The sequence below is a fragment of the Paenibacillus sp. N22P23 genome, from assembly GCF_059383735.1.
Genome location: NZ_JBXENT010000006.1, coordinates 283,160 through 290,874, shown reverse-complemented (window position 1 = coordinate 290,874; position 7,715 = coordinate 283,160). Strand labels below are relative to the sequence as shown.

Sequence of the window (7,715 nt, the reverse complement as noted above, 5' to 3'; positions counted from 1 at the left end):
GCTGAGAGTCGGGTTTTCCTACTCTCAGCTGCTTTTTCGCGCGGTTTTGCCGCTGAGAGTCGGATTTCCCGACTCTCAGGCTCGCGCGCAGCCAATTCCCCGTCAGGCGGGATGCTGAGAGTCGGGTTTTCCTACTCTCAGCTGCTTTTTCGCGCGGTTTTGCCGCTGAGAGTCGGATTTCCCGACTCTCAGGCTCGCGCGCAGCCAATTCCCCGTCAGGCGGGTCACTAAGATGCGGCTTGTCCTACTCTCAGCTGCTTTTTCGCGCGGTATTACCGCGCGGACGCACAGAAACACCTTCGACAAGCAGCCGCAGCCGCTTCCTGAAGGTGTTTCTCCACACGCTATTCGTTCAAATAAATCGTTGCCCGGTTCTGCAGCTGTTTCGCCGCTTCATCAGCCGACTTGCGTCCCTCGAAAAATGCTGTCGATTCTTCCTTCACCATCGACATAATGGCGCTGTCATCCCCGCTGAATCGCTTAATGCGCGGAATTGTATCGACAATCGACTTGATATCTTCATCCGTTACTGTCGGCGGCGTAATCTCCCCGTCCGGCGTAGCCATCTTGATATTGCCGCTCTCGAGCATCTTCATCGACTCTTCAACCTGCTTTGCTGTCATGTCTTTGCGAACGGAGAAGCCCATAATACCCGGGTTGCTCTGAGCCTCCGCGGAGAGCAAAAACTTCAAGAACGCCCATGCTTCCTGCTTCGCACCTGATTTCTCATTCAGCGCAAGCATCAGATCGCTCTCATAAGTCATGCCTTTCGCTTCGCCGCCGGACGGCGTCTGGAATACCTGTCCCTCTCCCTGGAACATCATTGTCGGAAGCATAACCAAATCCATCGGCATCATTAGATTCATATGTCCGAACGACTGCTGCCCAGGGCCCGGCATTGCATCACTGACCAAGCCATCGTCATACAGCCCTTTCAAATTCTCCAGCATCGCCGCAAAATCCCCCTGGTCAAAGGACGCTTTCTTCCCCTCCGTATCAACATAGTGCTCATAACTCGATTCCACCATCAGCTTCAGCATCTGCTCCTTCGACATACCGTTCATCGTATACTTGTCCGGCTTGCCGTCGCCATCCTCGTCCTTGGAAACCTTCCGGGCGATATCCGCAAAATCCTTCCAGGTCCATTTGTTATCGTCGATCGTAACGCCCGCACCTGCCAGCTCCGCCATATTGGCGAGCATTATATCGAGCGAGAATCGAATCGGCATCGCTGCCTGCTTGCCACCGCTCGTTACTGCATCCATAACGCCTTCGTAATAATCCTGCAGGTTAAACTCTTTATCGTCCTTCATCAACGATCGAAGATCTGCGAGCAGCCCTTTCTCCGCGTACTTATTGAACGGCAGATCCTGCACGGCGATAATGTCCGCGCCTTTGCCTGACATCAGTTCCGTATTGACCGTGCTCAGGAACTTCTCGCGGTCCGCCGCGTTCTCGTCCTGACCGCCGCCTGCTCTTCGGACCACCTTCTTCCCCATTTCCGGCGTTGCGATCGCAGCGCTGATTTGGATATCGATATCCGGATGCGCCTTCTCGAAATTCGCTTCCGCAGTTTGCAAGAAACGGTCGTTCTCCAGAACGGATACCGTAACAACCGTTTTGCCATCCTTCGTTTTCGCCGGGGTCTGCTCCGCATTGGCATTCCCGTCATTGCCGCTTCCACTTGAACAAGCTGTTATCGCCGTCATCAGCGCCAGACTGACACAACCGGTTGTAATTGCAGACTTCGCTTTCTTCTTCATTCTGAATACACTCTCCCTGGGATCATAAAATAAAATTATTTCAAACGGACTCGCTGGTCCTCACTTAACGGCTCGCTCATCTCTTCAATGACCCGCTCATCCGGCATAATGCCGTCCACAATCTCGGTATTCGTTTCGTCCGAATCACCGATCGTGACCGCGGCCTTCACCGCCGTGTAGATGCTGCCGAGAGGCCCTTTCTTCTCCTTCACAACCCAAACGTAGTACCCTTCACCGCCTTGCTGCACCGTATCGCTGGCTAGAATGATGCCGCCAACCCGGCCGGTCTTCTTCACGGAGAGCTTCACTTGATTGCCAAGCTGCAGCTCCTGACCGGTGACTTTAACCGTTATTTTCTTGCGGTCCTCTTCCCCGGAATCGCTTGAACCTCCGCCCCCGAGCGCGCCGCTATCTTCAGCATCCTCGATATCGTCGATCGTTCCCTTGACTACCTTCCGCTTGTCGCCGATATAAGCGGACATCGATACCGTTTCACCGATGCGCAGCTTATCGGCATCGTCAGCATCGTCGGTAAAGCTGAAGATGAGCCCCTGGCTCACATCCGCCAGCACTGCGACGGCCTGTCCCCGCGAGGAAGGCAGCCCCTCCGTCGCCTTCAGCTCAGTGACGATACCGTCGAACGGCGCGCGAACGTCGCTGCTGTTCGTAATGTCCTCGCGCATCGTCTCCAGCTTCCGCCGCTGAATGTCCAGATCGTACTGCGAAATTTGTATGTCGCGTTTAAGATCGCGAACCTCTGCATCGTTGCCTTGCCTCAGCGCGTCGATGATTTGCTCCTTCTGCTTCTCCATACGCAGCTTCGCCTGCGCATAACGCGTCTCTTCATCGGAGAGATTCCGCTTGGCATCCGTCGTATCATAGGAGATCAGCGTTTGCCCCTTCTTGACGGCATCGCCTTCCTCCACATGAATCTTCGTCACATCGCCGTCGCCTTCGGCGTACAGCTCCTCCGATTTCTCCGCCTCCAGCTCGCCTTCACCGGAAATCGTACGTTCCAGCTGCCCGAAATCAGGCTTCGTCACCGTTACCTTCGGCAGCGCCATGCCTGCAATCGTATTCGAGAAGAACGTGAGCACGGCGAGCGCGCCGAAGAAAAGGATAAGCACAGTACCCATGAGCCGTTTGCGCCGCTTCAGGCGGTTATCGTCCAGCATCGTGGACATCCTCTTCACTCCTAAACTGTTGTGTAATTTGTGCTTGCCGCCTAGCCTAACACGGCCTACCCCTTCAGCCCGGACAGCTGAATGCCGGCAATCAGATCATTCTCGCTATAGAGAAAAATGAACAGCATCGGCGCCATGTAAAGCGCGGAAGCAGCAAAAGCAATACCCTGCTCCCCTTCCCGAACCCGGGACAGATAGACCGACAGCGGCTGCTTCACCGCATCGGTCAGCATGATGAGCGGCTGCTCGACCATGTTCCAATTGTCGATGAAGAGCAGAATCACAAGCGCGGCAAGTCCCGGCCTGCACATCGGCAGCACGATGCGGAAGAACAGCTGCAGATGGCCTGCGCCATCCATTTTGCCTGCTTCCACGTAAGCCGTCGGAATTTGCAGCATGAACTGCCGCAATAAGAAAACGCCGAATGCCGCGAAGATGCCGGGCCAAATAATAGCGCCGAAGTTATTCAGCAGCCCAAGCCGGTCGGCCATAATGTAGTTCGGCACGAGCGTTACTTGGAATGGCATCAGCATCGTAATGAGATACAGGAAGAACAGCTTGTCCCTTCCCACAAACTGCAGCTTGCCAAGCGCGTAAGCCGCCAGTGCCGCAACAAAGGTCTGGCCCGCAATAATCGGCACCGTCATCACGACCGCATTCCAGAACATAGCCAGAAACTGCGGTTTTCGGAAGAGCGCTTCTCCGTACTGTTCAAGCGTCACCTGATCCGGAATCAGCTTGAGCACAGCGAACTGATCCGCCTTCGATTCGGCTGAGCCGCCGGAATCTCCGTCTGAGCTCGGAGACAAAACGCCATAAGCGGCTGTAATTTCATCCTCCGACATGAAGGAATTGCTGATTGTAAATACAAGTGGAAATAACATACATGCGGCGATTAGGGCAAGCATGAAGGTCAGTATGATTTTGGCGATAATTCGCGGCTTTTCCCTCATTCCATCCGCCTCCTCAGCGCCCGCTCCAGCCTGAACACCACCGCAACAAACACTGTAATCACAATTGCCATAATATAAGCGGCCGAGGTCAATTTCTGATAATCCAGGGATAGGAACATATTGTTCATGTAGTGCTGCAGCATGTAGATGCTCTCATCGGGATACTCCCCCGCGATCAGATACGTCTCGCGAAACACTTTGAACGAGCCGATAACCGACATGATGAAGACGAAGAAGACCGTTGGCGTTAAGTATACGAGCGTAATGTTTCGCAGCTTCCACCACCATCCAGCGCCTTCCACTGACGCTGCTTCGTAGTAATCCTCCGGAATATTTTGCAGACCTGCCAGATAGAGCACCATGTTATAGCCCACGTTCTTCCACAGAAAGACCAGCAGGACAACGGCCCTTGCCGTTCCCGAGCCCATCCAGTCCTTCGTTGCCAGCCCATGCTCGTGCAAATAGGCATTCAGAAAACCGTTGCCGTCGAACAAAATCTGCCACAGCATCACGATCGAAGCGACCGGAACGACGAGCGGCATGACATAGAACGTACGCAGCCAGTTTCGGGCAAATACCTCGCGCATGAGCAATAACGCCAGCAGAAGCGACAGCGTCATCAACAGAGGGACACTCACAGCTGTGAATAACGCGGTGTTGGATGCCGCCTTGCGAAACGAGCTGCTCTGCAGCAGCTCCACGTAATTGGAGAGACCGACGAAGCTGCCGTTCACCGGACTGTCTACCAGCGAATAGTAGCATCCTGCCGCGAACGGAATCAGGAAGAATAGCCCGAAGCCGATCAGACTCGGCGCGAGGAACACGACCGCCGCACTGCTATCTCGCTGCAGCAAGCGATTGAATTTCATAACAACCTCCTATACGATAGTGGGAGCGAATGAATTTGCTTCAGGTGAACAGAAAATCGATTTAGGGATCCTTTTCTGCAACGTGCCTGAGCTAAAGAACGGCGTGAACCGTTTCTTCTCACTTGTAACTGTACGAGCGCGATGTGACAGCTGTGTGACAATGAAGGAGGAAACGGTATCGTGAGCGGAAATGTACTACTTGTCGAGGATGAGCCCCTAATGCGGCAGCTTATTGTCGACTACTTGCATGGGGAAAATATTACGGTTATCGAGGCGGCCAACGGCGAGGAAGCGCTGCTCCGGTTCGCCGCAGAGCCGATCGCACTTGTCATCTTGGACATTATGATGCCGAAGCTGGACGGCTACAGTGTCTGCCGTTCCATTCGTGAACGGTCCGACGTGATGATTATTATGCTGACGGCCCGTTCTGCCGAAGACGACAAGCTGCTTGGCTACGATCTTGGCGCGGACGATTACATGACGAAGCCATTCAGCCCAAAGGAGCTGACCGCGAAGGTGAAGGTGCTGCTCAAGCGAGCGGAGCTGCTGGCTGCGGCCGCTGCTTCTGCTGCCGACGGTCAAGAAGGTGGTGGCCTGATCACACTGGACGGGCTGACGATTAACGAGGCGTCGCACGAAGTAAAGGTCGAGGGTGAAGAGCTTACGCTGTCGCCGAAGGAATACGATTTGCTGCTATATATGTATCGGAATAAGAACATCGTGCTAACGCGGGACATGCTGCTCAATCATGTATGGGGTTTCGATTATTTCGGCGATGCGCGGACCGTCGACACCCATATTAAGCGACTGCGGCAGAAGCTTGGCGGCAAAGCGGAGCTGATCTGTACCGTACGAGGCAACGGCTATCAGTTCAAGGTGAAGCGATGAAGCGCGGGCGAAGTGTCGCGTTTAAGCTGTTCACTGTCACAGCCATTGTGTTTATTGCCTTCACCACACTCATGATGGTGCTGCAGTTAACGTTCTTCGAGAGCTATTATGAGAAGCAGAAAATCAAAGCGATCAAACAGGATTTTACGGCGCTGCGGGACAAGTATATCGCGGTTGGCGATACGCCGCCTGAAGCTGCCCCGACTGGGACGGAGTCCGGGAAGTCACGGCCCGTACCGGAATCGGGGACGGATGGTTCGGCTAATCCGGAACTGCAGACAGGCGAGCGCGGCGCAGTCGTTCATATCGCACCCGGGTCGGAGGCGGTGCAGGCAGGTGTTGACGACGTCGCCAGAGCGACTTCACCAGCACCTTCGTCAAGCGAAGGTGCTGAAGGCGGGAACTTCCAGCGGTTTATCGGGGGATTCACGATGCCGCTGCCGCTGCCGGGAGAACTGCAGGGCGAGACGACGACCGCGGGCAGCGGGCTGCCGCTTTATTTTTCACCGTTTGAGACCCGCTACTTCGCATTAACCGCGAAATTCGAATTCGATGATCAAGGCATCAAGGCAATAGCCATCGGGGCCGGCCAGAAGCAGAAGCGCATCTTTATCAGCATTGATCAGCTGGGGGGCGAAGTGCTGCGCATGATTCAAAATCCGGTCTCGCAGGAGCAGGTCGACAATCTGATGACAGGCGTCGCGCAATGGCTGCAGGATCCAGCGCAGGTGAACAAGGTGTTCAGCGGCGGCGAAACCGTCGTGTATCGCGCCTTGGGCTTCGGTCCGGCGAAGCTCGGCAACAATCAGCTCATCGCGGCTGCGGCGCTGCCTTCGGCCGATGGCGCGAAGCAGGTGCTGTTCGCGGTTTCCTCGCTGCAGCCGGTCAGCGATGCGAGTTATGTGTTCAAAGATTTCTATATGTATTTCTACGGACTTGCGGTTGTGCTCATCCTGCTCCTGTCCTTCCTCTACTCCGGCATGATTACGAAGCCCTTGCGGAGGCTGAACCAGGTGGCACTGCGGCTCTCCAAGCTGGATTTCTCTGTGAAAAGCGGCATTAAGCGCAATGATGAGATTGGCAGTTTGTCGCAGACGTTTGATTTTCTGTCCGATAATTTGCAGCACGCGCTTGGTGAACTGAAGGCGGCGAATATCCAGCTCAAAGAAGAGTTCGAGAAGGAGAAAGAGCTTGAAGCGATGCGGCGCGAGTTCGTTGCGGGGGTATCGCATGAGCTGAAGACGCCGATCAGTCTGATCAGCGGCTATGCGGAAGGTTTGCGCGATGGGATTGGAGGCGCTGAGAAGCGCGAGCTGTACCTCGGTGTCATTATGGACGAGACGAAGCGGATGTCCGGGCTCGTCAACGATATGCTGGATCTCGCGCAGCTGGAATCCGGCAAGTACAGGCTCGTAATCGGCAGCTTCGATCTTCGCGCATGCGCGAATGCTTTCCTGCAGCGACACGCGGAGCCGCTGGAGCGCAAGGCGATCGCTTTGACGGCGCTGCTGCCGGAGGAGTCCACCGAGATGGCGGCATTCGGCGACCGTTTCAGGCTGGAGCAGGTGCTCGCAAACCTGATGAGCAATGCCATTCGTCATACGGCTCAAGGCGGTTCGATCGAGCTTCGGATTGTCGAGGAGCCGGACCGCTGGATGCTCTGCCTTTGGAATGAGGGCGAAGTGATCCCGGAAGCTGAACTCAAGCGCATCTGGGAGCAGTTTTACCGCACGGATATGTCTCGTAGCCGCGAGCTCGGCGGGACCGGCATCGGGCTTGCCATCGTGAAGCATATATTGCTGCTGCACGACAGCACGTTCGGCGTGCGCAACCACGGCAACGGCGTGGAGTTCTACTTTACCGTGGCGAAGGCGGAGCATGACACAAGCGAAGCCTAGAAAGAAAATAAGCCTAGTCCCCATATGATTTTCCATGAATAATGATAACTTTAATAGAGTGACATTGACATTGACACTGGAACCTACAATTCAAAGAAGCGGCGAACCATCGTCGCCGCTTCCATATGATTGCACCTGGTTTGATAGGGATTATTCGGGT

The 7,715-nt window shown here is 54.9% G+C and carries 7 protein-coding genes; 3 read left to right on the top strand and 4 right to left on the bottom strand.

The window, feature by feature from the left end:
* Positions 1 to 231 (top strand): hypothetical protein (locus tag AC506A_RS23160; RefSeq protein ID WP_495463354.1); only part of this gene is annotated, 231 nt, incomplete at its 5' end.
* A gap of 113 nt (positions 232 to 344) precedes the next feature.
* Here AC506A_RS23160 and AC506A_RS23155 read toward each other — a convergent pair.
* The 4 genes from AC506A_RS23155 to AC506A_RS23140 are packed head-to-tail and all read right to left on the bottom strand — an operon-like array spanning position 345 to position 4,769.
* On the bottom strand, positions 345 to 1,763 hold the full coding sequence (locus tag AC506A_RS23155) for an ABC transporter substrate-binding protein (RefSeq protein ID WP_495463353.1): 1,419 nt from the start codon (positions 1,761 to 1,763) through the stop codon (positions 345 to 347).
* 35 nt (positions 1,764 to 1,798) lie between these two features.
* Positions 1,799 to 2,947, bottom strand: a complete 1,149-nt coding sequence (locus tag AC506A_RS23150) for an efflux RND transporter periplasmic adaptor subunit (protein WP_495463352.1) — start codon at positions 2,945 to 2,947, stop codon at positions 1,799 to 1,801.
* 56 nt (positions 2,948 to 3,003) lie between these two features.
* The gene (locus AC506A_RS23145; RefSeq protein ID WP_495463351.1) at positions 3,004 to 3,900 is read right to left on the bottom strand and encodes a carbohydrate ABC transporter permease; all 897 of its coding nucleotides are present in this window, start codon (positions 3,898 to 3,900) and stop codon (positions 3,004 to 3,006) included.
* A complete protein-coding gene (locus AC506A_RS23140; RefSeq protein WP_495463350.1) occupies positions 3,897 to 4,769 on the bottom strand; it encodes a carbohydrate ABC transporter permease in 873 nt (290 codons plus the stop codon). The genes AC506A_RS23145 and AC506A_RS23140 overlap by 4 nt, the downstream gene beginning before the upstream one ends.
* Before the next feature lie 180 nt (positions 4,770 to 4,949).
* Between AC506A_RS23140 and AC506A_RS23135 the strand changes: the two genes are divergently transcribed.
* Together AC506A_RS23135 and AC506A_RS23130 are read left to right on the top strand one after the other, a co-directional pair.
* Positions 4,950 to 5,657 (top strand): response regulator transcription factor, encoded by a 708-nt coding sequence (locus tag AC506A_RS23135; protein ID WP_495463349.1) that lies wholly within the window; start codon positions 4,950 to 4,952, stop codon positions 5,655 to 5,657.
* Positions 5,654 to 7,555 carry a sensor histidine kinase gene (locus AC506A_RS23130; RefSeq protein ID WP_495463348.1) on the top strand — a complete coding sequence of 634 codons (1,902 nt, stop codon included), beginning with the start codon at positions 5,654 to 5,656 and terminating at the stop codon, positions 7,553 to 7,555. Before AC506A_RS23135 ends, AC506A_RS23130 begins: the two co-directional genes overlap by 4 nt.
* Positions 7,556 to 7,715 lie beyond the last annotated feature (160 nt).

What these genes read in the sequence shown, in the direction of transcription:
- AC506A_RS23155 (WP_495463353.1), bottom strand. Translation starts at nt 1,763, where the DNA reads ATGAAGAAGAAAGCGAAGTCTGCAATTACAACCGGTTGTGTCAGTCTG.
- AC506A_RS23145 (WP_495463351.1), bottom strand. Translation starts at nt 3,900, where the DNA reads ATGAGGGAAAAGCCGCGAATTATCGCCAAAATCATACTGACCTTCATG.
- AC506A_RS23150 (WP_495463352.1), bottom strand. Translation starts at nt 2,947, where the DNA reads ATGTCCACGATGCTGGACGATAACCGCCTGAAGCGGCGCAAACGGCTC.
- AC506A_RS23140 (WP_495463350.1), bottom strand. Translation starts at nt 4,769, where the DNA reads ATGAAATTCAATCGCTTGCTGCAGCGAGATAGCAGTGCGGCGGTCGTG.
- AC506A_RS23130 (WP_495463348.1), top strand. Translation starts at nt 5,654, where the DNA reads ATGAAGCGCGGGCGAAGTGTCGCGTTTAAGCTGTTCACTGTCACAGCC.